This is a genomic window from Aurantimonas sp. A2-1-M11, assembly GCF_036549475.1.
Taxonomy (GTDB): Bacteria; Pseudomonadota; Alphaproteobacteria; order Rhizobiales; family Rhizobiaceae; genus Aurantimonas.
Genome location: NZ_JAZHLI010000185.1, coordinates 1 through 1627, shown reverse-complemented (window position 1 = coordinate 1627; position 1627 = coordinate 1). Strand labels below are relative to the sequence as shown.

The window sequence follows — 1627 nt, the reverse complement described above, 5'->3', positions numbered from 1 at the left end:
CCGAGACGCCGCCGATGCCGGCGCCGGCCACCGTGCGCTGGGTGCGGCTACAACCCGCCGAAACGACTAGGGTCGATGCGACAAGCGCGATAACCGCGGATCTGATAACCATCTCGAATACTCCGTTTAGATGCCCTTCGGGCGCCCTATGTGTCTGTCCCGTAAGGCCAAATAGCGGCGAGACTGCCCGCGGCTACAGCATCTGCGACGGGGCCGTTGCCTGATATCCTGTGAAGACTGTCAGACAGCCGCTCGACGAAAACGGGATAGACCAGCCGCGGGCTGCTTGATCAATCAGTCGTGGGTTGGCGGCGACCTCCCGCGACTAGGGGTGGCAGCGCCGTGGGCCAGGCATGTGTGCTGCCACTCCGCCGATCGATGGCGTCTGGCGCAGCGCGTGATATCGTCGGCTAACCGTGGCCGGACCATCCCCCGCGCTGCGGCCAGGCCCGGCGGCGTCTCACTGCCCACCTCGATACCGCTGGGCCGCCTACCGCCCGCACCGTTGATGCTCTGGTCCGACGGACCTTCGAATTCAGGCCGCCAGTCAGGCGAATATCGCCCATGCACTCGCTAGAATGCCGATCCACAAAACCGCGCTGATCGCCAAACCGTTCATTATTCCTCGTACAACTTTCAGCGAATTTTCTGATTCGTGCGTGCGCGTGTGGAAATGAAAAGACATAGCGATCTCCCCCGAGGCCATATGACTATCTTTCGGCATCAGAAGCTGGCCTGAAACTTAAGGATTGATCATTGTCCACAACTGAACGCTGTAAGAGCAGCGCTCAATATGCCGAAAGCAGCAGGAAGATCTGACCCTGCGACCCCATGAAAAAGGCGGCCCCCAGGACCGCCCTATCCCCGCGCATGGCGAGGGCGTTGATGATGCCGCGATGGGCGGCGAGATCGTCAGGCGATCGTCTTCCACCAGCCGGATAGCCGGCCGGGCTCCAGACGTTCGCATTGATCACACTCTCGTAGTTCGCGCCCTCGAACGATACGCGGTCGCCAATCTGGTAGGCGTCATGCGCGCCGCTCGGCTGCACCCACGCCGGATAGCCCTCGGCCACGACCTCGCGCCACCCGGACACACCAGGAGCCCAGACGTTGTGGTCCATAGGACATCTGCATTCACTACTGAATCGGTTCTGTTGGGTTTGGGCTGCGACAGTATGACTCATCCAAGTGCGATTCCCTGTCGCAGCGGCGGGNGTATGCACTACTGGGGCCGCTTCCTGAGTTGGAGCTTGCGGACCTGTAAATGCGTCCTCATTTCAGCGGATGCACAGCGTGGTTGGTCCGTCTGATCGGACCCTCAAGTGCGATTCCCTGTCGTAGCGGCGGAGATTAGCCATGGTGGCATGGTCGACCGGAACGGAATAGAGCAGAGGTGGGCGGCGGACGGCTCGAAGCGGGACGAGCGGGGCCGGCGGGTATTCGCCGCGAGCGAGGCGCGAGCAGCGGGCCGGGGCGGGCTGGCGGCGGTCTCGTCGATCACCGGGCTCGCCCGATCGACGATCGGGCGCGGGTTGAAAGACCTTGACGCGCCGCCGCTGCCGCACGGCCGCGTCCGGCGTGAAGGCGGCGGTCCGCGGCCGCTGACCGATCGCGATCCGACGCTGCT

General features: G+C 63.5%; 1 protein-coding gene and 1 pseudogene. One reads left to right on the top strand and one right to left on the bottom strand.

The window, feature by feature from the left end:
- Positions 1 to 788: 788 nt before the first annotated feature.
- Positions 789 to 1121: a hypothetical protein gene (locus tag VQ042_RS25490; protein WP_331823034.1), complete on the bottom strand. Its 333-nt coding sequence runs from the start codon at positions 1119 to 1121 to the stop codon at positions 789 to 791.
- 243 nt (positions 1122 to 1364) lie between these two features.
- On the opposite strand from VQ042_RS25490, the pseudogene VQ042_RS25485 reads away from it, so the two are divergent.
- Positions 1365 to 1627 (top strand): annotated as a pseudogene (locus tag VQ042_RS25485) (ISAzo13 family transposase); the annotation flags it as partial.